This is a genomic window from Microbacterium meiriae, from assembly GCF_032364335.1.
GTDB classification, from domain to species: Bacteria; Actinomycetota; Actinomycetes; order Actinomycetales; family Microbacteriaceae; genus Microbacterium; species Microbacterium meiriae.
This window is the reverse complement of the sequence record NZ_CP133984.1, coordinates 1,451,579-1,476,905: the sequence shown is the minus strand read 5'-3', so window position 1 is coordinate 1,476,905 and position 25,327 is coordinate 1,451,579. Positions and strand designations below refer to the sequence as shown.

Genomic DNA, 25,327 nt, shown 5'->3' with positions numbered 1-25,327 from the left:
TGGAGACGACATGTCGATGGAACAACAGCCGACCCTGCCCCCCGTGCTCCGCCCCGCGAACCCGCCCCGGCGCGAGCTGTCCGAACTCGCCTCCCGATTCGCCCGCTCCGTGCGCGGCGACGTGGAGGGCGTCGCTCTCAGTGGCATCACCCTCGCCACGGCGGACCTGCGTCCCGGCGAGGCGTTCGTCGCGATCCGCGGCGTGAACCGCCACGGCGCGGACTTCGCCAAGACCGCTGCCGAGAAGGGGGCGGTCGCCGTGATCACGGACCAGGCGGGCGCCGACATCGCCGCGGACGCCGGCCTCCCGATCCTCATCGTCGACGACCCCCGCGGCGTGCTCGGCGCGCTGAGCGCCTGGGTGTACGGCACGGGAGCGGAGGACCCGCTTCCCCTGCTCTTCGCGACCACCGGGACGAACGGCAAGACGAGCGTCTCGCACCTCCTCGAGGGCATCCTCGAACAGATGGGCGTCGTCACCGGGCTCTCCTCCACGGCCGAACGGCACATCGCGGGCGAGGTCATCGTCTCGCGGCTCACCACCCCTGAGGCGTCGGAGATGCACGCCCTGCTCGCGCTGATGCGGGAGCGCGAGGTCGAGGCCGTCGCGGTCGAGGTCAGCGCCCAGGCCCTCTCCCGGCACCGTGTCGACGGCATCCGGTTCGACGTCGCGGGATTCACGAACCTCAGCCACGACCACCTCGACGACTACGCCGACATGGAGGAGTACTTCGAGGCGAAGCTGCCGCTCTTCCGGCCCGATCGCGCCGTCCGCGGCGTCGTGTGCCTCGACTCCTCCTCCGGGGCCCTGGTCGTGGAGCGCTCCGAGATCCCCGTCATCACCGTCGGGACGCCCTCCATCGCCGCCGACGCCGATCAGGCATCGCGAGCGGACTGGGTGGTCGTCATCGACGACGAGCGGACGACCGGAACGACGTTCACGATGACGGGACCGGCTGGCACGCTCACCACGACCGTCCCGGTGATCGGCCCCCACATGGCCGCGAACGCGGCGCTCGCGATCGTCATGTTGCTCGAGGGCGGCTATGCCTGGGAGCGGATCGTCGAGGCCCTGCAGCGCGACGGCGGCATCCACGCCTACCTGCCAGGGCGCACGCAGCTCGTCTCAGGCGCGCGGGGGCCGGCCGTCTTCGTCGACTTCGGCCACTCGCCCGACGCCTTCGAGAAGACCCTGGCCGCCGTGCGGCGGGTCACTCCCGGCAAGGTGCTCATGCTCTTCGGCGCCGACGGCGACCGGGACGCCAGCAAGCGCTTCGACATGGCCCGCACCGCGGTGGAGGGCAGCGACATCCTCGTCGTGACGGATCACCACCCGCGATTCGAAGACCCGGCGTCGATCCGCGCGACGCTCGTCGAGGGCGCGCGTCGCGCCCGTCCCGACGCCGAGATCCACGAGTACTCCCCGCCGGAGGCCGCGATCGTGGCCGCCGTCGGACTCGTCGGCGACGGCGACGCGATCCTCTGGGCCGGCCCCGGGCACCAGGACTACCGCGACATCCGAGGGGTGCGGACGCCGTACTCGGCCCGCGAGCTCTCCCGGCGTGCGTTGAAGGCCGCCGGCTGGCCGGTGCCGGAGCCGCGCTGGCCCGTGCCGTACCCGGACGAGGACTGAGCCCGCGCCGCGTCAGACGGCGGCGATGAGCTGGTCGGCCTTCCGCCGCGCCCAGTCCTCGGCCGCCGCGAGCGATTCCACGGTCAACGCGTCCGGAGCGTCGTGCGCGTCGACGACCCGCTGCACGGTGTCGACGATGCCGAGGAACGGCAGGCGCCCTTCGTGGAACGCGTCCACGGCCTGCTCGTTGGCGGCGTTGTAGACGGCGGGGAAAGTGCCTCCGGCGCGCCCGACGGCCTTTGCGAGCGCCACCGCGGGGAAGGCGTCGTCGTCGAGCGGCTCGAAGGTCCAGGACGTCGCCGTGGTCCAGTCCAGCGGACGGCCCACACCGCCCACGCGGTGCGGCCAGTCCAGGCCCAGCGAGATCGGCAGACGCATGTCCGGCGGCGAGGCCTGCGCGATGGTCGAGCCGTCGACGAACTCCACCATGGAGTGGACGATCGACTGCGGGTGCACGACGACGTCGATGTCGTCGTAGGGCACGTCGAACAGCAGGTGCGCCTCGATGACCTCAAGCCCCTTGTTGACCAGGGTCGCCGAATTCGTGGTGACCGTGCGACCCATGTTCCACGTCGGATGCGCCAGCGCCTGTTCCGGGGTCACTCCGGTGAGCTCGTCGCGCGACCTGCCGCGGAACGGGCCACCCGAGGCCGTGACCACCAGACGGCGGATCTCATCGTGTGTGCCGGAGCGCAGGGCCTGGGCGAGCGCGGAGTGCTCGGAGTCCACGGGGACGATCTGCCCGGGTGCCGCGGCGGCGAGCACGAGATCACCGCCGACGATCAGCGACTCCTTGTTCGCCAGCGCGAGGGTCCGCCCCTCCTCCAGCGCAGCGAGCGTCGAGCCGAGACCGATCGAGCCGGTGATGGCGTTCAGCACCACATCGGCTTCGACGTCGCGGACCAGCTGCTCAGCCTCGACCGCGCCGAGAGCCGTGTGCTCCACCTGGAACTGCGCCGCCTGCTCGGCCACCATCGTGGCGTTCGACCCCGCGGCGAGACCGACGAGCTCGAAGCGTCGCGGATTGGCGCGGATCACATCCAGCGCCTGCGTGCCGATGGAACCGGTGGAGCCGAGGATGATGACGCGACGCATGACGCCAGCCTAGGACACGCCGCCGGCTCTCCCGGGCCGCGGCTACTGCTGCGGCTGGACCGGAGTCGTGGCGAGGATGTCGACGACGAACACGAGGCTCTCGTCCTGCAGCTCGTGCCCCTCGCTCGCGCCGTAGCCATCGGACGGCGGCATGACGACGAGAACCTGCGAACCGACCTTCTGACCCTCGAGCGCCTTCTGGAACCCGGCGACGACTCCCGTCGTCTGGAACTGGGCGGGGGCCGCATCGCGGCTCCAGCTGGAGTCGAACTCTTCGCCGTCGGACCACTTCACCCCGAGGTACTGGACCACGACGAGGTCGCCGGACGCCACCGTTGCGCCGTCGCCCTGCTTGAGGACGGAGACCTTCGTCTCGGTCGGCGCATCGCCGTCCGGGATCGTGACGGACGGCTTGCCATCGTCGTCGAGCTCGACCTCGGGCATGCCGGCGGTCGGCTCGACCTCCTTGCCGGAGGCGACCTCGGGGAGCCGGTCGACGGCCTCCGCGTAGACGACGATGTTGCTCTGCCCCTCACCGAGCGCGCTGCCGGGGATGGCGAGGACGACGCGGGATCCGACCGGCTCGCACTCGAGCGCGGCGACGAACAGCGACGACTGGTTCGGGTCGAGGAGCACGGGGAGCGTGCCGTCCTCGCCGCGCGCCGACGAGTCGACCACGTCGCCGCTGGCGGCATCGACGATCTGATACTGGACGGAGACGAGGTCGTTCGCCGCGAGGTCGTCTCCCTCGCCCTCGGACACGACGGTCCGCTCGACGTTCGCGAACTCCGCATCGGCGGGAACCGTGATCTTGGCGTCGAGACCTTCGCCGTCCACCTCGATGGCGTCCGAGGTGTCGCCGGCCTTCGCGTTCACGAGGCACTGGCTCGACCCGGAAGCGTCCGGAGAGGAGGTGCTCTGCGGATCGCCGTTCCCGGAGCATCCCGCCAGCAGCAGGGTCGCCGCAGCGACGGTGGACAGGACGAGCAGCGGACGGGTGCGCACAGGAAGACCTCACGATCGCGGGCGGGAGCTTCCATCCTGCCTCATCGCCCTTTGCTCGCGCTGGGAAGCGGCGGCGCGAGTCTTCATTCCCACGTCGGCATGGATCCGGGAGTAGCCTGCTCTGATGAGCTCTGAGCAGTCCGTGGACCCCGAAACCCCCTCAGAGGACTCCCCGAAGCCCCGGCACGCCGGCTTCACCTACACGCTGGGCCGCAGCCTCATCGCCCCGCTCGCCCGGCTCGTCTATCGGCCGCGTATCGAAGGACGTGAGCACGTCCCCACCACAGGCCCGGTGATCTTCGCCAGCAACCACCTGTCGTTCATCGACTCCATCGCCATCCCGGTGGCGGCTCCGCGTCCCGTGCACTTCCTCGCCAAGTCGAGCTACTTCGAGGGCACCGGCATGAAGGGCTGGGCGTCCAAGACGTTCTTCGAGGCGATCGGTGCGATCCCGGTCCGCCGCGGCGCCGGCCAGGCGGCGCTGGACGCCCTAGACCTGCAGCGTCAGCTCCTGGACGAGGGCCTCGCCGTCGCGCTCTACCCTGAGGGCACCCGCTCCACCGACGGCCGGTTGTACAAGGGCCGCACGGGCGTGGCCTTCCTCGCTCTGCAGACGGGAGCACCCGTCGTCCCCGTGGGACTCATCGGCACCGACAAGGTGATGCCGGTCGGCGCCAAGATGCCCACGCTGTCCGAGCGGATCACCGTGCGCTTCGGCGAGCCCCTGGATCTGTCGCCGCACGGACCGGCCACGAGCGGCCGCGCGCGCCGGCTCGCGACCGACGAGATCATGGCCGCGATCCACGCGCTCTCCGGACAGGAGCTCGCGGGCACCTACAACGAGGCGCCGGCTCAGAACACGATCGAGAAGATCAAGCAGGCGCTCCCGCACGAACGCCGCTGAGGAGTCCGTTCAGCCGGCGGCCGTCACCGTCGCTTCGTGCCGGACGGGGAAGTTGACCGAGTTGGCGATGAAGCACCACTCGTTCGCCTGAGCGTGCGCGCGCTCGGCCGCCTCGATCATCGAGGCCTCGGCGACGACGACCTCCGGGCGCAGCAGCACCTCGACGAAGGAACCGCCGCCGGCGCCGTTCTCGCGCATCAGGCCGCTCGCGGTGTCCCGGTAGGACACGACCACCACTCCGGCCGTCACGCAGGCGTGCAGGTACGACAGGAGATGGCACTCGGAGAGCGAGGCCAGCAGCAGATCCTCCGGATTCCACCGCGCCGGATCGCCGCGGAACGGCTTGTCGGAGGAGGCGAGCAGCTCGGGCTTGCCCGCGACTTCGATCGTGACATCGCGGCGGTAGTCCCGGTAGCCGCTCGTGCCGGATCCGGTGTTGCCGGTCCAGGTGGCGGTGAGGGCGTAGCGGTGCTCGCCGAGGGACCGCGGAGTCGTCTGCTCTGGCATGCGCTCAGTCTGCCAGGTGCCGCCGACACGGCGTCGACTCGGCACCCGACCAGGCTGGGCCGGACCCGCCGGTAGAGTTGTCGGGTGCTGGAGACTCTCACCGTTCAGGATTCCGTCGAGCTCGCCGTCGTGGAGCGGAGCGGCTTCATCGAGTCGCGTCACGCCGGGGCGGCCGTGGTGCTCTCCCCCGAGGGTGAGGTGGTCGCGCGGCACGGGAATGCGGATGCGCTGATCCTCCCCCGTTCCAGCCTGAAGCCCCTGCAGGCGGTCGCCTGCCTCACCGCCGGTGCGGTACTCGAGGGCGAGCAGCTGGCGCTGTCGACGGCAAGCCATTCCGGCACCGATCGGCACGCCGAGGTCGCGCGCGAGATGCTCACCGCGGGCGGCCTCAACGAGGACGACCTCGCGTGTCCGCCCGCCTGGCCGAGCGACTCCGCGACCCGCGATGAGATGGTGCGCGAGCACGGCCAGGAGGCGCGCATCCGCATGAACTGCTCGGGCAAGCACGCCGCGATGCTCCGCGCCTGCGTCGCGACGGGCTGGCCGACCGACGGCTACCTCGACCCCTCGCATCCGCTCCAGGCGCACATCCGCGATGTGATCGCCCGGCTGACCGGCGAGAAGATGGCCCACACCGCGATCGACGGCTGCGGTGCCCCCGTGTACGCGCTCAGCCTCACCGGACTGGCCCGCGCGATCCACCGCATCGGAACCGCCTCCGAGCGCTCCCCCTTCGCGCTGCACCGCGTGGCGGGCTCGTTGGTGAAGGCGGTGCGCGAGAACCCCTGGACCATCGACGGCCCCGGGCGCCCTGACACGATCGCGATCGAACGGCTCGGGGTCTTCGCCAAGGGCGGCGCGGAGGGTGTCATGGTGATGGTCGCCCCGAACGGGACCACGGTGGCGCTGAAGATGCTCGACGGCGGCGCACGCGCGTCCACGATCGTGGCCGCCGCGCTGCTGGCACGCGCGGGCGGGCTCAGCGACGCCGACGTGACCGGACTGGCCGACTCCCTGCCGCTCACGGTGCTCGGGGGCGGCGCGAACGTCGGCGCGATCCGTCCGGGTGCGGGCATCTGACCCGACCTCGTCGTCCCCGTGCCGCTGACCGTCATCGCCGGTCCAGCGCCGGGAGGACCACCCGCCGGGGAGGGCGGTCTCCGATCACGGACCAGGCCCGCCCGGCGTCCGGTCGCGCGTACGGCGGCTGAGCGCGGATGCCGACGAGCTGGCGGAGCTCGCCGGGCCGCTCCGCCCGGATGAGCACCTCCCCCTGCGATCGCACCCGCTGCCACAGTGCCCACTGACGCTGCCAGTTCTCGGCATCGCCCACCAGCACGAGCGGTCGCCCCGTTCCGCTCACCTCCGGACCCACCGCCTGTACGTCGCAGTCGGGATGCGCGGCCGCCAACGCCGCGACGACGCCGACGACGCCCGGGGTGACCAACGCCGTGATCTCCGCCTGCGGCACCCACACCGGCGTGCTCCCCCGCAGCTCTCCGGAGCGCGACTCCACCCCGGGACCCTCGACCCAGGCGAACTGCATCTCCCGCTCTCCGCACACGGCCCTCCCCGGCGGACGATCGCGTCGGAAGTGAGCGACCTCGCCGCCCGCGGCGATGTGCTCGACGCGTGTCGGCATCCGCAGCAGGGCCCGACGCGGGAGTGCCTCCAGCACGCGGGCCAGCGGACCCGTCGCCCGACCGGCCGCGAGCACCCAGGTGACGGTGGCCGATGATCGCACCAGCTGCTCCCACCGCTGGACGAACTCGTGGCCGACGTCGAGAGGCAGGCGCGCGTGGAGCAGATCGAGATCATCCGCGAGCACGACGTCGGGTGGCGCCGTGTCGCCCTCGACCCACGCGGCAAGCAGGTCGACGGCCGCTTCGGGATCATCCGGGAACCACGCGCTGTGGCGATGCTGCGCCGCGATCACACGCAAGGCTGTCGTCCGCCCCGTTCCCGGGGCGCCGAGGACCACGAGCCCGCGGTCGCGGCCAGGATGCAGAACCTCCAGCGGCTGCGCCTGATTCTCGGGCTCGTCAGCGCGTCCGAGCACCAGGCAGGGCCCGGCTTCCGAAGGCGCGGACCCTGCCCGAGCGGTCAGCAGCGCGTCGAGCGGCAGGCGCGTCGGGAGAGCGGGTCGCCACGGAGGTGGAGACGTCGGCGCTCCCGCCCATCGCTGCGCGATCCGTCGGATGACGTCGTCATCGGTGAGGGCGATGCGCACCGGCAGCGGCTCGTCGTCCTGCGGGCGACGGAGGAGCGCACGGCCTCGGCCCTCCGCTCCGCCGGGAAGCTCGGCTGCGCCGGAGGTGCCGAGCATCGCCCTGCTGTCAGAAGTCTCGGCGACGCGCAGGCTCAGCCGCAGCGGGCAGTTCGTCGCGAGCGCATCGCGGATGACCCCGGCGGCGCGCTGCGTGCCGAGGACCAGGTGCATGCCCAGGGCGCGCCCCCGCGCCGCGACGTCGGTGAACACCGCCGCCAGCTCTGTGTGCTCCTGCAGCAGGGCGGCGAACTCGTCGACGACGATCAGGAGTCGGGGAAGGGCGGTCTCACGCACGTCGCGCGCCTGCGCCGCCGCGAGGGCACCCTCACGGCGGCGCATCTCTGCGGCCAGGCTGGCGACGCCGCGCCGCGCCTCCGTCTCGTCGAGGTCCGTGAGGACGCCGACGACCTGCGGCAGCTCACGCAGGCGATCGAAGGCCGTCCCTCCTTTGAAGTCCGCGAGGAGGACACTCACCCGCTCCGGCCCGTACCCCGCGCAGACGGCGGCGACCCATGTGATGAGGAGTTCGCTCTTGCCTGTCCCCGTCATCCCCGTCACGATCGCGTGCGGGCCGTCCTCGACGATGTCGGCCATCACCGGGGCATCGTGTGCTCCGCGACCGAGCGCCACGAGGAGGCCTGGGCCCACCGGTGGCTGCGGAAGGTCCCGGAGCGCCACCGCCGCCCCGGTCGCCTCCGTCGCGGACCCTTTCCCGCCGCACAGCTCGGCGGCCGCCGTCGCCTGCGCCGACGACAGGTACTCGACGTCCACCCCGTCCTCGCCGTCCGGGGTGCGCAGAGTCGCCGCACCGGGTTCCACGATGTCGACCACCGTCGTGATGCCGTCCGGAACGTCCGCACCGGTCGGCAGGGTCCAGATCACCGCATCGGCGCTCGGGGCCGATGCGGCCTCCTCTGCGAGGGCAAGCCGGAAACCACCGCGTCGCGCCTGCTGCATGTGCGGGAAGCCCGCCAGCGCCCCGTCCCGCGCCGGGTCGCCGACGAGGGAGAGCACACTCGGGGAGAAGCGGAGACAGAGCTGGACGACGAGCGCACGTGCGGCGGCCCTGGCGAGCGGCTGCGGGCCCCGCAGGCATACTCCTCGACCGAGGAGGACGACCCGCGGCGCGTCTTCCAGGACACCGCACCGGCGGCGGAACGCAGCGGCGCGCTCGTCGTCACCGCCCTCGCAGCGCACGGTGCTGACCCGGGATCCGCGTCCCACGACGAGCGGAGTGTCGTGGTCGGGCGGCCGGGCATCCTGCAACGGGCGGCTGCGCAGACACGAGGCGGCATCCGGGTGACGACGTTCCTCGTCTGCGCGCTCCTCCGCGTGGCGGCGGTGCAGTTGCGCTTCGACCTCTGCCCATGCGGCGTGCATCCGGAGCGCCTCGGCTCGCCGTTCGCGACGACGTCCGCGGGCTGCGTCGAGGAGCGACGCGCCCAGCATCAGCGGCCCGAGAGCCGCGAACCAGAGCGCATGCACCGCACCGGTCGTGAACCAGAGAGCCAGACCGACTCCCACGGGGACGACGGCGGCGATGAGGGGAAGCGGGCGCCGCCGGGCCGGCGCCATGGCGGACGGGAGGACCAGGGGCGAGGAGTGCATGCCTCCAGTGGAGCTCACCGCCGGGGCGGATAGGGCCTCTCCACAGGGTCCGGAGCGCTACTCCCCCGAGTCCGCGGGTGGGGAGGAAGGATCCTCGGGATCGTCGACCTGCAGGACGATCACGGTGACGTTGTCGCGCCCTCCGTTGTCGAGGGCCGCCGCGAGCATCGCGTCGACGCTCTCCGCGGGGTCGGCATGAGCGCGGAGGAAGTGCTGGATGCCGTAGTCCGTGAGCTCCTTCGTGAGACCGTCGGAGCAGATGACGAAACGGTCGCCCGGCCGCACGTCGATGGTGACGTAGTCCGGCGCCGTGAGTTCGCTCGCACCGACCGCGCGGGTGATCACGTTGCTGTACGGGTGGCCCTCCGCCTCTTCGGGACTGAGCTTGCCGGCGGTGATGAGCTCCTGCACGACGGAGTGATCGGTCGTGACCTGCAGCAGCCGGTCGTCGCGCAGCAGGTACACGCGCGAGTCACCGATGTTCAGCGCCACCCAGTGCGGCTCGTCTCCCTGTTCGTCCAGGTAGACGCCGGTGAGCGTGGTGCCGGTCCCCTCGTCGGTGGTGTCCGGGTGCTCGGCGATGTCGTCCACCGCGAGCGCGAGAGCCTTCTCGATCGCGGAGGGGGTGACGTCGTCGGCATCGACCATCGCCCGCAGGCGCGCGACCGTGCTCTGGCTGGCGATCTCGCCGCCGGCATGACCTCCCATGCCGTCCGCGACGATGAAGAGCGGGTACTCGGCGAGGAGGGCGTCCTGATTCGTCTCCCGGCGGCGCCCCTGGTCGGTGACGCCGGCCCAGGACAGCCGCAACGGACGATGCGCAACCGTGAGGGTGTGCGTCTTGGTCTCAGCCACGAACTGCCTCCGATGGACCTGCGGCGGATGGGGCGGGCGCAGGATACTCACACATCGTAGTGGAACTCGCTCCTCGGGACCGCACCAGGATGGCGGTGGACGGGGCGCGGGGCGACGGGAGGAGGGACGACTTCCCTCCGCTGCGACGAGTCCATGTCTCCACGTTAGCGGCATGTGGGGACACGGAGGAGCCACGGACGCGAAGAACCCCCGATCCGAAGACCGGGGGTTCTCCTCACGTCGTCACGCAGGCGGCTGCGTGGGATCGTTCGGTGTGGTCGGCGGCGCCGGAGGAGCGGCGGGAGGAGCCGCGGGCGGGGCCGGAGGCGTCGTGGGCGGAGCCGCGGGAGGCGCCGGAGGCGTCGTGGGCGGCACCGGAGGGATCGGCGCACCCGTCGCCGGGGCGGCGGGGCCGGCGGGCGGCGCGTAGCCGGGTGCCGAAGGCGGCGTGTACGCCTGCGTCGGCGGCGCGTAGCCCTGCGGCGGGGTGCCGTAGCCCTGCGGTGCCCCATATCCCTGCGGCGCACCGTAGCCCTGCTGCGGGGCGGCCGCTGCCGGCTGGACGGGAATGCCGTCCCACACCGTGCGGTCGCCGAGGAAGCCGTTACCCGCCCAGGAGGCCGGCTGGATGTTCGGGTTCCAGCGCGACTTGTCGAACGCGTTGATACCGAGCCAGACGACGGAGAGGAAGACGTAGAGGACGACCCAGACGGCGTCCTTCTGGAGCTTGAGGCCCACGCGCCACGCGGCGATGACCGAGAGCACCGAGAGCGCGAGCGAGAACAGGAAGCCGATGCCGATCCAGCTCAGCAGGGCCGTGCCGGCGATGCCGTACAGGACGAGCCACGGGCTCAGGTCACCGAGCTTGAAGAAGATCATCATGTTGTAGACGGGCACCCAGGCACGCCAGTTGCCCTGCACGCCGGCCTTCTGGAAGATCTTCATGTAGAAGAGCGACACCAGGACGTACCCGGCGACCGCGATCAGCAGAATGACGAAGAAGTAGGCGAAGAGCAGGCCGAGATAGCCCGCTCCGTAGTCGTCGTAACCCATGAGGCTCACATTCTCTGGTCAGGGGAGACGGCTCTCGTCCCCCGCCACGAGACTCCCCGCCTCGCATTGGACATGGTAGCGGTGCGCCCAGGGGGCGGCAACGACCGCCGGGGGCGATTCGCCGGCCTCGGGACCGTCAGTCGGCGACGACCAGCTCGATCTCCCCCGGTGCGGCGCCGTCCCGCAGAACGACGTCGTGCGCCCGCGCCCACCGGTGCAGCCCTCGGAGCGAGCCGAGACGCGGCCGGTCCTCGGAAAGTGCCCGGACGAGCAGCCCCTTGGACTTCTTGTTGAAGTGGTTCAGCGCCCTCCCCTGCGCCGTGACGACCCGCACGTACACGGACGGCACCCCGGCCGGCACGGGTCCGAGTGCCGCGTACGCCTCGCTGCGCAGATCGAGCACGAAAGCCGGGGCATCGGCCGCGATCGCCGCCGCCGTCGGATCGGCCCAGTGGCGACGCAGCGGCGGCATCCCCGGAAGCGTGGTGCCGGCTGCCAGGCGATAGGTCGGGATCGCGTCCAGGGCCGCGACCGGGCCGAACGGAGCGCTGTGAATCCACACGTGGGCGTCCAGCCAGCGACGGGAGGCGGTCGAGAGCGACGCCGCGTCGAGGGCGTCGAACAGTACACCGGTGTAGCGGTCCACCGCGGGCATCGTGGGCGCGCTCCTCATGACACGGTTGTGCGCGATGTCCCCCCGCTGCCGATCGCTCAGCTTCAGCACGCGCCGGCTCGCGTCCTCATCGGCGGCGAGAGCGACGAGAGCGTCGATCACGGCGGTCCGCTGCGGTGTGAGGTTCGGGAGTGCCAGCGCGGGCACATCCAGCGGGCCGCCGTCACCGCCCTCGCGCTTGGTCTCGGACGGCGGAAGCAGGATCTTCATGGGACCTCAGGGGAAAGAGACGCGTCCGCCTCGACACCCGGGCGGGTGTCGAGGCGGACGCGATGTACAGGACTGTCAGGAGATGAGTGCCGCGTTGCCGGCCACGATCGTCAGGACGTCGCCCTCCATGGAGAGGAAGCCGTCCTGCGCGTTCGCCAGCACCTTGGCGCCATCCGTCTGGGTGATCCGGACCTGACCCTCGGCGAGGATGGCCAGCACCGGCTCGTGACCGGACATGAAGCCGATCTCGCCCTCGACGGTCTTGGCGACGACGAGGCTCGCCTCTCCCGTCCAGACCTCCGCGTCGGCGGAGACGAGGCTGACATGCAGCGCCATGGTCAGGCGTTCTCCTTCTGGATCTGCGCCCAGCGCTCCTCCACGTCGGAGATGCCACCGACGTTGAAGAAGGCCTGCTCGGCGACGTGGTCGAAGTCACCCCGGGTGATCGCATCGAACGACTCGATGGTCTCCTTCAGCGGCACGGTCGAGCCCTCGACGCCCGTGAACTTCTTCGCCATGTAGGTGTTCTGCGAGAGGAACTGCTGGATGCGACGTGCACGAGACACGACGATCTTGTCTTCCTCGGAGAGCTCGTCGACACCGAGGATGGCGATGATCTCCTGCAGCTCCTTGTTCTTCTGGAGGATCTGCTTCACCGTCGTGGCCACGCGGTAGTGGTCCTCGCCCAAGTAGCGGGGGTCCATGATGCGCGACGTCGAGGTCAGCGGGTCGATGGCCGGGTACAGACCCTTCGACGCGATCTCACGGGAGAGCTCGGTCGTCGCGTCGAGGTGCGCGAAGGTCGTGGCCGGGGCCGGGTCGGTGTAGTCGTCGGCCGGCACGTAGATCGCCTGCAGCGAGGTGATCGAGTGACCGCGCGTCGAGGTGATGCGCTCCTGCAGGAGGCCCATCTCGTCGGCGAGGTTCGGCTGGTAACCCACGGCGGAGGGCATGCGGCCCAGCAGCGTGGAGACCTCGGAACCGGCCTGCGTGAAGCGGAAGATGTTGTCGATGAAGAGCAGCACGTCCTGCTTCTGCACGTCACGGAAGTACTCCGCCATCGTCAGAGCCGACAGGGCGACGCGCAGACGCGTCCCCGGCGGCTCGTCCATCTGGCCGAAGACGAGGGCGGTCTTGTCGAAGACGCCCGCCTCCTCCATCTCGTGGATGAGGTCGTTGCCCTCACGGGTGCGCTCACCGACACCGGCGAACACCGACACACCACCGTGGTCCTGCGCGACGCGCTGGATCATCTCCTGGATGAGGACGGTCTTGCCGACACCGGCACCACCGAAGAGACCGATCTTGCCACCCAGCACGTACGGGGTGAGGAGGTCGATCGACTTGATGCCCGTCTCGAACATCTGCGTCTTCGACTCGAGCTGGTCGAAGTTCGGGGCCTTGCGGTGGATCGGCCAGCGCTCGGTGACCTCGATGGTCTCGCCGGGCTCGAGGTTCAGCACCTCGCCGATCACGTTGAAGACCTTGCCCTTGGTCACGTCGCCGACGGGGACCGAGATGGCCTCACCGGTGTCGCGCACCTCCTGACCGCGGACGATGCCGTCGGTCGGCTTCAGGGCGATGGCGCGGACCAGGTCGTCGCCGAGGTGCTGCGCGACCTCGAGCGTGATCTCGGTGGACTCCTCGCCCATCACGATGGTGGTCTTCAGGGCGTTGTAGATGTCGGGGATCGAGTCGTGCGGGAACTCGATGTCGACAACCGGACCGTTGACGCGGGCGACGCGCCCGACGACCGCGGTCGCCGGCTGCTCAGCCGTGGCGGTGGTGGTCATTTCTTCGTCTCTTTCCTGAGGGTCTGTCAGCTCGATGCGAGAGCGTCGGCGCCACCGACGATCTCGGCGATCTGCTGGGTGATCTCGGCCTGACGCGCGTTGTTGCGCAGGCGGGTGTAGTCGGTGATGAGCTTGTCGGCGTTGTCGCTGGCCGACTTCATCGCCTTCTGCGTCGCGGCCTGCTTGGCGGCGGACGACTGCAGGAGGGCGTTGAAGACGCGGCTCTGGATGTACACCGGCAGGATCGCGTCGAGCACCGTCTCGGCGTCGGGCTCGAACTCGTACAGCGGGTAGACGGTGCTGCCCGCCTCCGAATCGTCGGCCTCCGCGATCTCCAGCGGCAGCAGGCGCACGGACTCCGGCGACTGCGTCATCATGCTGACGAAGCGGTTGTACACGAGGTGGATCTCGTCGACGCCGCCGTCCTCGCCGCCACGGTTGAAGGCCTCGAGAAGCGTCTGCGAGATCTCCTCCGCCGTGTGGAACGAGGGGGTGTCGGTGTCGCCGGTCCACTCTGCAGCGGCCGCGATGCGACGGAACTGGAAGTACCCGACGGCCTTGCGGCCCACGAGGTAGAACACCGGCTCCTTGCCCTGCTCGCGCAGGAGCTCCGCCACCTCGAGACCCTCACGGAGGATCTGCGAGTTGAAGGCTCCGGCGAGACCGCGGTCCGACGAGAAGATCACGACCGCGGAGCGGCGGATCGTCTCGGGCTCGCGGGTGAGCGGGTGGTCGACGTTCGAGTGCGTCGCGACGGCGGACACGGCCCTCGTCACGGCCCGCGCGAAGGGGGTGGACGCCTTGACGCGTGCCATCGCCTTCTGGATGCGCGAAGCCGCGATGAGTTCCATCGCCTTCGTGATCTTCTTGGTCGTCTGAGCAGAAGAGATCTTCTGCTTGTAGACCCTGAGTTGAGCGCCCATGAATCAGTACCTCACGCGGTTACGCGCGACGACCCTTGACGATCTTCTCCTGGTTGACGTCCTCGGCCTCGGCCGCAGCGTGCTCCTCGTGGCCAGGGGCGCCGATGGCGTGGCCCTTGCCGCCCTGGAACTCCAGGAGGAAGTTGTCGGTCTGCTTGTCGAGCTCGGCGACGGTGGCGTCGTCCAGCACGTTGGTCTCCCGCAGCGTGTCGAGCACCTTCGTGTTGCGACGCAGGTAGTCGAGCAGCTCGCGCTCGAACCGCAGCACGTCCTCGACCTCGATCGAGTCGAGCTTGCCGTTGGTGCCGGCCCAGATCGAGACGACCTGCTCCTCCACCGGGTACGGCGAGTACTGCGGCTGCTTGAGCAGCTCGGTCAGACGGGCACCGCGCGAGAGCTGACGACGCGAAGCGGCGTCGAGGTCCGATGCGAACATCGCGAACGCCTCGAGCGAGCGGTACTGCGCCAGCTCCAGCTTCAACGTTCCGGAGACCTTCTTGATCGACTTCACCTGAGCGTCACCACCGACACGCGACACCGAGATACCCACGTCGACCGCAGGACGCTGGTTGGCGTTGAAGAGGTCGGACTGCAGGAAGATCTGGCCGTCGGTGATCGAGATCACGTTGGTCGGGATGTACGCCGAGACGTCGTTCGCCTTGGTCTCGATGATCGGAAGACCGGTCATCGAACCCGCACCGAGCTCGTCGGACAGCTTCGCGCACCGCTCGAGCAGACGGGAGTGCAGGTAGAAGACGTCGCCAGGGTAGGCCTCGCGGCCCGGCGGGCGGCGCAGCAGCAGGGAGACGGCACGGTAGGCCTCGGCCTGCTTCGACAGGTCGTCGAAGATGATGAGGACGTGCTTGCCGCCGTACATCCAGTGCTGGCCGATGGCCGAACCGGTGTACGGAGCGAGGTACTTGAAGCCGGCGGGGTCGGATGCCGGAGCCGCCACGATGGTGGTGTACTCCAGAGCGCCGGCCTCCTCGAGCGCGCCCTTCACCGAAGCGATGGTCGAGCCCTTCTGACCGATGGCGACGTAGATGCAGCGGACCTGCTTGTTGACGTCGCCCGACTCCCAGTTGGCCTTCTGGTTGATGATCGTGTCGATCGCGATGGCCGTCTTGCCGGTCTGGCGGTCGCCGATGATGAGCTGGCGCTGGCCGCGGCCGACCGGGATCATCGCGTCGATGGCCTTGATGCCGGTCTGCATGGGCTCGTGCACCGACTTGCGCTGCATGACGCCGGGGGCCTGGAGCTCGAGCTCGCGGACACCCTCGGTCGCGATCGCGCCGAGGCCGTCGATCGGGTTGCCGAGCGGGTCGACGACACGGCCGAGGTAGCCGTCACCGACCGGGACGGAGAGGACCTCACCCGTGCGGGTGACTTCCTGACCGGCCTCGATGCCGGTGAAGTCGCCGAGGACGACGACACCGATCTCGTGCTCGTCGAGGTTCAGCGCGAGACCCTTGGTGCCGTCGGCGAAGGTCACGAGCTCGTTCGCCATCACGCCGGGAAGTCCCTCGACGTGAGCGATGCCGTCGGCGGCGTCGATGACGGTGCCGACCTCGGTCGCCGCGGCCCCGGTGGGCTCGTACGCGGCGGCGAAATCCTTCAGCGCGTCACGGATGACGTCGGGGCTGATCGATAGTTCTGCCATTGTCTTCCCTTTGTATCTGGGTGCGCGGTTCCCCGCGCGAAGTCGTGTTAGCCCGCGAGCTTCTGGCGAAGGTCGGCGAGTCGTGCGGAGATGCTGCCGTCGATGACGTCATCGGCGATCTGCACGCGCAGGCCTCCGACGACGCTGGGGTCGATGACGACGTTGAGGGACACCTGGCCGCCGTATCGCTGCGAGAGCGTCTGGCCGAGTCGCGTGCGCTGCGCGTCGCTGAGCTCGGTCGCCGTGTGCACCGTGGCCACGAGGCGACCGCGCTGGTTCGAGACGATACGCATCGCCCGACTCAGCAGCTGCCGCACCCGGCGCTCGCGCGGCTGACGCACGAGGGACGTGACGATGAGGGCCGTCGGAGCGCTGGCGGAGGCATCGACGAGGAGACGCTCGACCAGGGCGGCCTTGGCGTCCTCTCCCCCGAGCCGGCTGCCGAGCGCGAGCTCGAGCTCCGGGTTCGCCGCGATCACCCGCGAGAAGCCGAAGAGCTCGCCCTCGATGTCCGCGCCGGGCTCGGCGATGGTCGCCGCCCGGATCGCGAGCTCCTCGAGACCGTCGATCAGCTCGGAGGCGTTCGACCAGCGTTCGGCGACAGCGGTGCGCAGGACATCCTGCGCCGCGGAGCCGTACTGCCCGAACACCGCGGACACGACGTTCTGCCGCGCCGAGGTCGGAGCCGAGGGGTCAGCCAGCGCGCCGCTCAGCTGAGACGATTCGCCCACGGCCCGCGCGGCCGCGAACAGCTCGCGCGCGGTCTCGAGGGTGACGTCCTTCGCTGCGGCAAGCGTCTGAGTGGATGCCGCGAGTGCCTGAGCGGTCGCGCTGCCCATTACGACTGCCCGCCCGGGACCTGAGCCTGTCGAAGGTCGGATGCTTCGAGATCGGCGAGGAAGCGGTCGACCACGGCGGCCGCGCGGGCGTCGTCGGAGAGCGTCTCGCCGACCACGCCCCCGGCGAGGTCCAGAGCGAGCGAGCCGACCTCGCTGCGCAGGGAGACGAGAGCCGTCTGGCGCTCTGCCTCGATCTGCGTGTGCGCGGTGGCGGTCAGACGCGCGGCCTCGCTGGCTGCGGTCTCCTTCGCCTCGGCGATGATCTTCTTGCCGTCCTCACGGGCGGCCTCACGGATCTCACCGGCCTCGGTGCGTGCCTCGGCCAGCTGTCGGGTGTACTCCTCGAGAGCCGCTTCCGCCTGCTTCTGCGCCTCATCGGCCTTGGCGATGTTGCCCTCGATGGCGGCGGACCGCTCGTCGAGCATCTTCGTCAGACGAGGAAGGGCGACCTTCCACACGACGGCGAGGATGATGAGGAACCAGAAGCCCGACCAGATGATGTCGTACCACGCGGGGATCAGCGGGTTGTTCGCCGCCTCACCCTCAGCCGCGAGGTTCGTGACAAGAGCGTTCAGCATCCTGTCTCCTTCAGAAGTCGGTGGGGATTACGGGAAGGGGATGAATCCGACGGCGATGCCGACGAACGCAAGCGCCTCGGTGAAGGCGATACCGATCCACATGAGGACCTGCAGGCGACCGGCCAGCTCGGGCTGACGGGCGACGCCCTCGATGGTCTTGCCGACCACGATGCCCACACCGATGGCCGGGCCGATGGCCGCGAGGCCGTAGCCGACCGCCGCGAGGTGGCCGTTGATTTCAGCGAGAACCGTAGTTGCGTCCACGGGTTTTTCCTTTCGTTGGGTGGGAGGGCTGTTGCCCGCCCGCTCAGTGCTCTTCTGCGACCGCGAGCTGGATGTAGACCGCGGTGAGGACGGTGAAGACGTAGGCCTGCAGGACGGCGACCAGGATCTCGAAGAGAGTGAAGGCGCCGCCGAAGGCGAGGGTTCCGATACCGAGGGCAGCCCAGCCGCCGCCCGCGGTGAAGAAGAAGAACTGGGTCGCCGCGAAGCAGAGGACCAGGATCATGTGGCCGACGACGAGGTTCATCAGCAGTCGCAGGGTGAGTGTCACCGGGCGGATGATGAACGTCGAGATGAGCTCGATCGGCGTGACGATGAAGTAGACCGGCCACGGCACGCCGGACGGGAAGAGCGCGTTCTTGAAGAAGTTCTTCGGGCTCTTCTTGATGCCGGCGTAGATGAACGTGACGTAGCTGACCACGGCGAGCGTGAGCGGCACCGCGATGATCGCCGTTCCCGGCATGTTCAGGAACGGGATGATGCCCGTGACGTTCATGAACAGCACCATGAAGAAGATCGTGGTGAGGATCGGCAGGAAGCGGTCGCCGTCCTTGCGGCCGAGCAGGTCGTGCGCGATGCCGCCGCGGACGAAGCCGAGCCCCATCTCGACGAGGCTCTGGAAGCGTCCGGGCACGACCTTCATGCGGCGGGTGCCGAGCCAGAGGATCAGGACGACGGCGATCACCGAGAGCAACTGGATCAGATGGATCCGGTTGACCGGGATGGGTCCGACGTGGAAGAGGATCTCCGGGAAGAACTCATCGATCGAAGGGCCGTGGAACTCGCCATCAGAGGACGCGAGTCGGGGGGTCAGGGTCGCAGCAAGATTAAACAGCGCGGGCTCCAGCTTCGGGGCACCGGTCAGAACCGGGGCGACGATGGTCGGTGTGCTACACAGCGCAAGCGCTCGCGGGCGAGCGGCGGGCACTCCTCAACACTATCAGAATCCAAGGGTGCCCTAAGACCGCGGGGCCGCGTCCGCAGGGCCGTCGGAGGCATCGTTCACCGCTCCGGGGGCGCGGTCCTCCGGCACCTCGGTGGGCAGCGTGGTGTCGCTGACGTTCGGCAGCCGCATCTGGGTGAGCACGACGACGTCGATGATGAGGGACATGAGCACCCCCGCGACGATCGACAGGAAGAACACCATCGGCTCGATCCACGGCTGTCCGGCGAGCAGGATCATCACGACGACGAAGACCCCGAGCTTCAGCAGCCACCCGCCCAGCACGATCGCGAAGAAGAGCTGCACGTACAGCGGATCGCCGTACCACCGGTTGGCGATGAGGATGCTCAGCCCCGTGATCCCGAGGAACAGCGCGGCGAGGAGGACACCGAGGAGACCGCTGACCAGCCCCTCCCCCTGCGCGACGGCGAAGCCGATCCCGCCGGCGACGAGCGCCAGCACGACGGTGGCCACCGCCGACCAGACGAGGGTGCGACGCAGGATCGGGGTGCTGGAAACGGGGCTCGGACTCATCGGGGCTCCAGGGGGATCGGGTCGGGCGCGACGCCCGCGGCGGTCTTGCGTCGGCGGGTGGGACTCAGGGTGATGACGAGGCATGCGGCGATGCCGACGACCCCGAACGCGACACCCGGAAGGTACTGGCCGGGCCAGTCCTCTCGGGCGCCGACGTACATCAGGAGGACGGCGAGGGAGATGACGGCCGTCCAGGCGTAGAAGATCAGGACCGCATCGCGGTCGCGGTGGCCGAGGTCGAGCATCCGGTGATGCAGGTGCTTGCGGTCCGGCGAGAACGGCGATCGCCCCGCGCTCATCCGACGCAGCACGGCGAGGCCGAAGTCCAGCAGCGGGAGGAGCACGACCAGCAACGGGAGCAGGATCGGCAGGAAGGCGCCGACCAGCTGCGAACGCCCCAGGCGCTCCGGGTCCAGGGCGGACGGGTCCATCTGCCCGGTGATCGCGATCGCCGAGGTCGCCATGAGCAGACCGATCACGAGCGCGCCGGAGTCGCCCATGAACAGCTTCGCCGGGCTCCAGTTCAGCGGGAGGAAACCGAGGCAGGCGCCGATGAGGACCGCGGCGAGGAACGTGGAGAGGTTGAAGTAGCTCGACGCCCCGGAGTCCCGCGTGAAGATGTACGAGTACGCGAAGAAGACGCCGTTCGAGATCAGGCAGACGCCGGCGACGAGACCGTCGAGGCCGTCGATGAAGTTCACGGCGTTCATGACGATCACGATCGCGAACATGGTGATCGTGATGCTCAGCCAGCTCGACACGACGATCAGGTCGCCGAACGGCAGGGAGAGGATCTGCAGGCCACCGCCCACCGTGATGATCCCGGCAGCGAGGAACTGCGCGCCCAGCTTGATCATCCAGTCGATGTCCCAGAGGTCGTCCATGACCCCGATCACGGCGATGAGCAGAGCGGCCGCGAGGATCGACCACATGGTCTGCGGCGGCGTCCAGATGCTCTGGAAGAACGGGTTGGCGGCCGAGACCGCGAAGGCGGCGACGATGCCGAGGAAAATCGCGACGCCGCCGAGTCGGGGCGTGGGGGTGGTGTGCACGTCGCGTTCGCGGATGCCGGGATACAGCTTGAAGCGGAGGCTCAGCCGCCACACCGCCCAGGTCAGCACGAAGGTGATCGCGGCGGTGACGATGATCGTGAAGAGGTACTGCTTCACGAATCCTCGTCCTGCGGGTCCGGCTCGAGCAGGTCGCCCAGGACCTCGCGCAGCTGCTCCCTGGTCACGACGCCGTCCCGCAGGATCCGGACGACGCCCTGCTCGGCGTCACCCGCGCGGCGGACGAGCGAGGTCGCATCGATGATCGTGGACGCGACGCCGTCCTTGCTCATGCCGTCGTCCAGATACACCGCGACGCTGTCGCCCAGCATCTTCTCCGCGTCGAGCGCGGAGATCGCTGCCGCCTTGCCGGTGAGGTTGGCACTGGACACCGCGAGCGGTCCGGTCTCGGCCAGCAGCTCGAGCACCACCCGCCCCTCGGGCATGCGGACGGCGACCGTGCCCTTGGTCTCCCCCAGATCCCACACCAGCGAGGGCTGCGCCGGCAGCACGATCGTGAGCCCCCCGGGCCAGAACGCGTCGACGAGACGCTGGACGGGCTCCGGAACAGCCTCCGCGAGGGCCGTCAGCGTCTCCTTCGTGCCCACGAGCACGGGCGGCGGCTGATTGCGACCGCGACCCTTGGCGTCCAGGAGGCGCTGCACCGCGGGCGGAGAGAAGGCGTCGGCGGCGACGCCGTAGACGGTGTCGGTGGGGATGACGATGAGGTCGCCGCGGCCGATCGCCTGGCGCGCATTGCGCATCCCGGCGAGCAGCTGCGCCTCGTCGCTGCAGTCGAAGATGGGGGACATGACGGTTCGATTCTACGCGGGGCGGGTTCGGGACGAGCTCGACGTCTGCTGATCAGGGGCGGACGGCGGTGGTGGCGCGGTCGCGCAGCGTCAGATCGCGATGGGTGGCTGCGGCCCGCCATCCGTCAGCCGTGAGCAGCTCGCGGATCGGGGAGCCCTGCAGTTCTCCGTGCTCGATCACCAGCGTGCCCCCCGGCCGCAGCAGACGCAGAGCCCTGGTGCTGAGCACACGGACGACGTCCAGCCCGTCCTCTCCGCCGTAGAGCGCGAGGGCGGGGTCGAACAGCCGGACCTCGGGGTCGCGCGGGATCGCCTGAGCGGGGACGTACGGAGGGTTCGAGATGACGACCGCGGCCGTGCCGTCCAGTTCGGGGAAGGCATCGGCGAGATCGGACAGCACGAGCGTGAGGTTCTCGACACCGTCGACGTTGCGACGGGCCCAGACGTGGGCCTCCGGGGAGATCTCCGCGGCGTACACCCGGGCGTGCGGCACCTCGGTCGCCATCGCGAGCGCGATCGCCCCGCTGCCCGTGCCGAGATCGACGCCGATGGGAGACGGATCGCCCGATCCCAGAAGGGCGTCGATCGCATACTGCGCCACCGTCTCCGTCTCGGGCCGGGGGACGAAGACACCAGGGCCCACCGCGAGCTCCAGATGCCGGAACGGTGCGGTGCCGGTGAGATGCTGCAGGGGCTCACGGCCTGCGCGTCGGGCGACGAGCGCGTCCAAAGCGGTCGCGTCGTCGTCGTCGAGCCGGTCACCCCGGACGATGGCCGCCTGCACCTCCCCGCGACGCTGTCCTCGGACGTGTCCGGCGAGCAGCTCGGCGTCGACGAGGGGGTCGGGCACGCCGGCGTCGGCGAGACGCTGCGCCGCGGCGCGCACGGCCGCAGCGAGGGAGAGGTCGGGCATGGCTCCAGCGTAGAGTGCGCGCACGTCACAATGCCCCGTCCCCCCTCGGGCTCGCCTAGGCTGGATCGGCAGCGCACCCGCACAGGAAGGGCTCCCCCATGTCCGGCATCCACCCCGACATCACCACCGCTTTCGGCAACACGCCGCTCGTCCGCCTCAACCGCGTGACCGAGGGCCTCGGCGCCACCGTGCTCGCCAAGCTCGAGTACTACAACCCTGCGTCCAGCGTGAAGGACCGCATCGGCATCGCCATGATCAATGCGGCGGAGGCCGCGGGTGAGCTCTCCCCCGGCGGCACCATCGTGGAGTCCACGAGCGGCAACACCGGCATCGCCCTCGCCATGGTCGGCGCCGCCCGCGGCTACCGTGTCATCCTCACGATGCCCGCCTCGATGTCGAAGGAGCGCCGTGTGCTGCTCAAGGCGTTTGGCGCGGAGATCGTCCTCACCGACCCCACCAAGGGCATGAAGGGCGCGATCGAGGAGGTCAAGCGCATCGTCGACGAGACCCCTGGCGCGGTCTGGATCCGCCAGTTCGAGAACGCGGCGAATCCGCAGATCCACCGCGAGACCACCGCGCAGGAGATCCTCCGGGACACCGACGGCGCGGTCGACATCTTCATCGCCGGCGTCGGCACGGGCGGGACGGTCACCGGCACAGGCCAGGCGCTGAAGGCGGCGAAGCCCGAGGTCCAGGTCATCGCCGTCGAGCCGAAGGACTCCCCCGTCCTCACCGAGGGGCACCCCGGACCGCACAAGATCCAGGGCATCGGCCCGAACTTCGTACCCGACGTGCTCGACCGCGAGGTGCTCGACGAGATCATCACGGCGGAGTTCGAGGACTCGCTGCGCGTGGCCCGCGAGCTCGCGGCGAAGGAGGGTCTGCTGGTCGGCATGTCGTCCGGTGCCGCCGTGTCGGCGGCCCTGACCGTCGCCGCGCGCCCGGAGAACGCCGGCAAGACCATCGTCGTGATCATCCCGGACACCGGCGAGCGGTACCTCTCCACCGCCCTGTTCGAGGACCTGCGCGAGGACTGAGGTCGTCGATGGGCATGATCGGGCGAATGCGCGAGGACATCGCCGCCGCGCGCCTTCGCGATCCGGCCGCGCGCACGGCGATCGAGGTGGCACTGCTCTACCCCGGCCTGCACGCCATCTGGGCGCACCGCGTCTCGCACGCGCTGTGGCGGCGGCGTCTCCGGCTCCTCGCGCGCGCCGGATCGCAGATCTCCCGGTGGCTGACCGGCGTCGAGATCCACCCCGGAGCCCGGATCGGCCGGCGCTTCTTCATCGACCACGGCATGGGCGTCGTCATCGGCGAGACAGCGGAGATCGGCGATGACGTGCTGATGTACCACGGCGTGACGCTCGGGGGCCGGACACGGGACATCGGCAAGCGGCACCCCACCCTGCAGGACGGCGTCGCCGTGGGCGCAGGGGCGAAGATCCTCGGCGCCGTCACGGTCGGAGCCCGTTCCGTCGTGGGCGCCAACGCCGTGGTCACCAAGGACGCACCCGCCGACAGCGTGCTCGTCGGCGTTCCCGCGAAGCCGCGCCAGCGGACCGCCGGAGAGGACACCAGGGCCCTGCTGACCGCCCCGGACTACTCCATCTGACGCTCGCCCCGCGGCCGGCGACCTTCGTCACTGCGCGACGAAGAACGGGACGGCGCCGACCAGGATGCCGATCCCCAGCATCACGAGCGACACGATGGCCGCGCGCCACAGCACCTTCCGGTGGTGGTCTCCGAGGTTCACCCCGGCGAGCGAGACCAGCAGCAGGATCGCGGGGACCAGCGGACTCTGCAGGTGCACCGGCTGCCCGGTGATCGAGGCCCTGGCCATCTCGACCGGATCGATGCCGAAGTTCGCGGCGCTCTGTGCGAGCACGGGGAGGATGCCGAAGTAGAAGGCGTCGTTCGACATGAAGAACGTGAACGGGATGGACAGCACACCCGTGATCGGGGCGAGGAACGGTCCGAGCGCGGGTGGCAGCACGGTGGTGATCCAGGTCGCCATCGCGTCGACCATTCCGGTGCCGGAGAGGACTCCCACGAGGACGCCGGCCGCGATGACCATCGATACGACGCCGACGATGCTCGGGGCGTGCGCGACGATCTCCGCCGCCTGATCCTTGATGCCGCGGAAGTTGACGACGAGGGCGATGCCGGCCCCGACCATGAACACGTAGGGCAGCGGAAGGATGTCGACGACCAGGAGCACCATGACGGCGACGGTCAGCAGGAGGTTGAACCAGATCAGCCGCGGGCGCAGGGTGGGGCGGGCCGGATCCAGCATGGTGTCGGCCATCGCCGTGTCCGCGGGGTCGACGCTCCCTGCCGCGACCGGGGCGTGTCCGCCGGCGACGACGACGAGGTTGCCGGTGCGCAGCGAGGCGCGCGCGCCCGGCTTGAGCTCGGCGCCGCGGAAGATGCGGGGCACGGAGGCGAGCACACCGCCGTCGGCTCCGGTGAGCCGCCCGTCCGCATCGATCCGCCCCAGACGACGCCGCTCCCCCAGGCCGAGCAGCCAGGCGAAGCCGAGCGTCACGACGATGCCCGCGCCCAGCGCGGGAAGCATCGGCACGAAGATCTCCGTCGGCTGCACGCCGAGCGCGGTCGCGGCGCGGACGGTCGGTCCGCCCCAGGGGACGATGTTGAGCGTGCCGTTCATGAGGCCGGCGACGCACGTGAGGACGACGGGGCTCATGCCGAGGCGCAGGTAGATGGGCAGCATCGCGGAGGTCGTGATGATGAAGGTCGTCGAGCCGTCGCCGTCGAGGGATACCGCGCCGGCGAGGATCGCGGTCCCGAGCACCACCTTCGCCGGGTCGTCGCCGAGCAACCGCGTGATCAAGCGGATGAGCGGGTCGAAGAGGCCGACGTCGATCATGATGCCGAAGAACATGATGGCGAACATCAGCAGCGCCGCCGTGGGCGCCATGGTGCCGATCGAGTCGAGGATCATGTCGCCCAGGCCGAGACCCGCCCCCGCGAACAGCCCGAAGACGGTGGGCACCAGGATCAGCGCCACCATGGGCGTGAGGCGCTTGGTCATGATCAGCGTCATGAACACGAGGACCATCGTGAAGCCGAGGATGACGAGCACCCCCTCCGGCGGCACGAAGGCCACGTCGTAGGTGGGTGCCTCCTCGGCGGCAGCGATCAGCGCGGTCGATGCGTGGAACATGC

General features: G+C 69.9%; 25 protein-coding genes. 5 read left to right on the top strand and 20 right to left on the bottom strand.

The genetic code is table 11. The annotated features are described in order from the left end of the window. The first annotated feature begins 16 nt into the window (after positions 1-16). Positions 17-1,633: a Mur ligase family protein gene (locus RI211_RS06980; RefSeq protein WP_259953787.1), complete on the top strand. Its 1,617-nt coding sequence runs from the start codon at positions 17-19 to the stop codon at positions 1,631-1,633. Between the two features lie 12 nt (positions 1,634-1,645). Here the strand turns inward: RI211_RS06980 and dxr are convergent, their stop codons facing one another. Both dxr and RI211_RS06970 read right to left on the bottom strand, forming a co-directional pair. Continuing rightward, on the bottom strand, positions 1,646-2,728 hold the full coding sequence (gene dxr, locus RI211_RS06975) for a 1-deoxy-D-xylulose-5-phosphate reductoisomerase (RefSeq protein WP_187663831.1): 1,083 nt from the start codon (positions 2,726-2,728) through the stop codon (positions 1,646-1,648). A 42-nt stretch (positions 2,729-2,770) separates the two neighbouring features. Continuing rightward, a complete protein-coding gene (locus RI211_RS06970) occupies positions 2,771-3,733 on the bottom strand; it encodes an FKBP-type peptidyl-prolyl cis-trans isomerase (protein ID WP_187663830.1) in 963 nt (320 codons plus the stop codon). 124 nt (positions 3,734-3,857) lie between these two features. On the opposite strand from RI211_RS06970, the gene RI211_RS06965 reads away from it, so the two are divergent. After that, complete coding sequence (locus RI211_RS06965; protein ID WP_259953685.1) at positions 3,858-4,637, top strand: lysophospholipid acyltransferase family protein; 780 nt, start codon at positions 3,858-3,860, stop codon at positions 4,635-4,637. A 9-nt stretch (positions 4,638-4,646) separates the two neighbouring features. Here RI211_RS06965 and RI211_RS06960 read toward each other — a convergent pair whose 3' ends face one another. Beyond that, entirely contained in the window at positions 4,647-5,144 is a 498-nt protein-coding gene (locus RI211_RS06960; protein WP_315637040.1) for an OsmC family protein, read from the bottom strand. An 84-nt stretch (positions 5,145-5,228) separates the two neighbouring features. On the opposite strand from RI211_RS06960, the gene RI211_RS06955 reads away from it, so the two are divergent. After that, the gene (locus RI211_RS06955) at positions 5,229-6,224 is read left to right on the top strand and encodes an asparaginase (protein ID WP_315637041.1); all 996 of its coding nucleotides are present in this window, start codon (positions 5,229-5,231) and stop codon (positions 6,222-6,224) included. 31 nt (positions 6,225-6,255) lie between these two features. Here the strand turns inward: RI211_RS06955 and RI211_RS06950 are convergent, their stop codons facing one another. From RI211_RS06950 to prmC, 16 genes are all read right to left on the bottom strand, one after another. After that, complete coding sequence (locus RI211_RS06950; protein WP_315637042.1) at positions 6,256-9,021, bottom strand: FtsK/SpoIIIE domain-containing protein; 2,766 nt, start codon at positions 9,019-9,021, stop codon at positions 6,256-6,258. Positions 9,022-9,078: 57 nt separating this feature from the next. Continuing rightward, positions 9,079-9,876 carry a PP2C family protein-serine/threonine phosphatase gene (locus RI211_RS06945; protein WP_187663825.1) on the bottom strand — a complete coding sequence of 266 codons (798 nt, stop codon included), beginning with the start codon at positions 9,874-9,876 and terminating at the stop codon, positions 9,079-9,081. A gap of 243 nt (positions 9,877-10,119) precedes the next feature. After that, the gene (locus RI211_RS06940; protein WP_268776469.1) at positions 10,120-10,929 is read right to left on the bottom strand and encodes a large exoprotein; all 810 of its coding nucleotides are present in this window, start codon (positions 10,927-10,929) and stop codon (positions 10,120-10,122) included. Positions 10,930-11,065: 136 nt separating this feature from the next. After that, positions 11,066-11,812 (bottom strand): YaaA family protein, encoded by a 747-nt coding sequence (locus RI211_RS06935; RefSeq protein WP_315637043.1) that lies wholly within the window; start codon positions 11,810-11,812, stop codon positions 11,066-11,068. Between the two features lie 75 nt (positions 11,813-11,887). After that, positions 11,888-12,148 (bottom strand): F0F1 ATP synthase subunit epsilon, encoded by a 261-nt coding sequence (locus RI211_RS06930; RefSeq protein WP_025103153.1) that lies wholly within the window; start codon positions 12,146-12,148, stop codon positions 11,888-11,890. Between the two features lie 2 nt (positions 12,149-12,150). Further along, positions 12,151-13,605 carry a F0F1 ATP synthase subunit beta gene (gene atpD / locus RI211_RS06925; RefSeq protein ID WP_187663822.1) on the bottom strand — a complete coding sequence of 485 codons (1,455 nt, stop codon included), beginning with the start codon at positions 13,603-13,605 and terminating at the stop codon, positions 12,151-12,153. Positions 13,606-13,631: 26 nt separating this feature from the next. Next, positions 13,632-14,528, bottom strand: coding sequence for a F0F1 ATP synthase subunit gamma (locus tag RI211_RS06920; protein WP_187663821.1), 897 nt, complete (start codon positions 14,526-14,528; stop codon positions 13,632-13,634). 19 nt (positions 14,529-14,547) lie between these two features. Beyond that, positions 14,548-16,188, bottom strand: a complete 1,641-nt coding sequence (gene atpA, locus RI211_RS06915) for a F0F1 ATP synthase subunit alpha (protein WP_062634989.1) — start codon at positions 16,186-16,188, stop codon at positions 14,548-14,550. 47 nt (positions 16,189-16,235) lie between these two features. Beyond that, on the bottom strand, positions 16,236-17,027 hold the full coding sequence (locus RI211_RS06910; RefSeq protein WP_187663820.1) for a F0F1 ATP synthase subunit delta: 792 nt from the start codon (positions 17,025-17,027) through the stop codon (positions 16,236-16,238). Further along, on the bottom strand, positions 17,027-17,605 hold the full coding sequence (locus RI211_RS06905; protein ID WP_060922506.1) for a F0F1 ATP synthase subunit B: 579 nt from the start codon (positions 17,603-17,605) through the stop codon (positions 17,027-17,029). The genes RI211_RS06910 and RI211_RS06905 overlap by 1 nt, the downstream gene beginning before the upstream one ends. Before the next feature lie 27 nt (positions 17,606-17,632). After that, complete coding sequence (gene atpE, locus RI211_RS06900) at positions 17,633-17,869, bottom strand: ATP synthase F0 subunit C (RefSeq protein WP_025103147.1); 237 nt, start codon at positions 17,867-17,869, stop codon at positions 17,633-17,635. Positions 17,870-17,912: 43 nt separating this feature from the next. Further along, complete coding sequence (atpB, locus tag RI211_RS06895) at positions 17,913-18,734, bottom strand: F0F1 ATP synthase subunit A (protein ID WP_136035259.1); 822 nt, start codon at positions 18,732-18,734, stop codon at positions 17,913-17,915. A 111-nt stretch (positions 18,735-18,845) separates the two neighbouring features. Next, positions 18,846-19,364 carry a Cg1360 family ATP-synthase-associated protein gene (locus RI211_RS06890; protein ID WP_187663819.1) on the bottom strand — a complete coding sequence of 173 codons (519 nt, stop codon included), beginning with the start codon at positions 19,362-19,364 and terminating at the stop codon, positions 18,846-18,848. Beyond that, positions 19,361-20,533 carry an MraY family glycosyltransferase gene (locus tag RI211_RS06885; protein WP_187663818.1) on the bottom strand — a complete coding sequence of 391 codons (1,173 nt, stop codon included), beginning with the start codon at positions 20,531-20,533 and terminating at the stop codon, positions 19,361-19,363. Before RI211_RS06885 ends, RI211_RS06890 begins: the two co-directional genes overlap by 4 nt. Further along, a complete protein-coding gene (locus RI211_RS06880; protein WP_187663817.1) occupies positions 20,530-21,225 on the bottom strand; it encodes an L-threonylcarbamoyladenylate synthase in 696 nt (231 codons plus the stop codon). The genes RI211_RS06885 and RI211_RS06880 overlap by 4 nt, the downstream gene beginning before the upstream one ends. A gap of 52 nt (positions 21,226-21,277) precedes the next feature. Next, positions 21,278-22,138 (bottom strand): peptide chain release factor N(5)-glutamine methyltransferase, encoded by an 861-nt coding sequence (prmC, locus tag RI211_RS06875; RefSeq protein WP_315637046.1) that lies wholly within the window; start codon positions 22,136-22,138, stop codon positions 21,278-21,280. A gap of 98 nt (positions 22,139-22,236) precedes the next feature. Between prmC and cysK the strand changes: the two genes are divergently transcribed. Further along, complete coding sequence (gene cysK, locus RI211_RS06870; protein ID WP_259954991.1) at positions 22,237-23,175, top strand: cysteine synthase A; 939 nt, start codon at positions 22,237-22,239, stop codon at positions 23,173-23,175. A gap of 8 nt (positions 23,176-23,183) precedes the next feature. Continuing rightward, positions 23,184-23,753: a serine O-acetyltransferase EpsC gene (gene epsC / locus RI211_RS06865; RefSeq protein WP_315637047.1), complete on the top strand. Its 570-nt coding sequence runs from the start codon at positions 23,184-23,186 to the stop codon at positions 23,751-23,753. A gap of 27 nt (positions 23,754-23,780) precedes the next feature. Here the strand turns inward: epsC and RI211_RS06860 are convergent, their stop codons facing one another. Next, a complete protein-coding gene (locus RI211_RS06860) occupies positions 23,781-25,325 on the bottom strand; it encodes a CitMHS family transporter (protein WP_315637048.1) in 1,545 nt (514 codons plus the stop codon). Between the last annotated feature and the right edge of the window lie 2 nt (positions 25,326-25,327).